Annotated in this window: 1 protein-coding gene; it reads right to left on the reverse strand. The window is 67.4% G+C overall.

Annotated features, from left to right (window positions below):
- Nucleotides 1–350, reverse strand: a 350-nt coding sequence (locus AC3A6B_RS29905) for an isocitrate/isopropylmalate family dehydrogenase (RefSeq protein WP_487840251.1), incomplete at both ends; no start/stop codon positions are given.

Below are 350 nucleotides of genomic sequence, written 5' to 3' on the forward strand. Positions count from 1 at the left end.
CCGTCCCACCAGGGCATGCTGATCGCGATGCCGTTGCTCTTGGTGGCCACCGTCAGGTGCTTGCGCTTGCGCGCCTGCGCCAGTTCGTAGGCGTACTTCAGCACGCGGTCGGTGCCGTGGCGCGAGAACACCGATTCCTGGATCACGATCTCGCGCTCGGTGCCCTCGTACATCACGCCGCCGAGCGAGGTGTACTCGCCCTCGGTGTTCTCGCGCACCACCAAGTAGTCGATGTCGCCCGGCTGGCGGCCGGCCAGCGGGCAGGGCACGCCTTCGAACAGGCGCACCGGGCGCAGGTTGATGTACTGGTCGAACTCGCGCCGGAACTTGAGCAGCGAGCCCCACAGCGA

The organism is Variovorax sp. Soil_C_33, assembly GCF_057656935.1.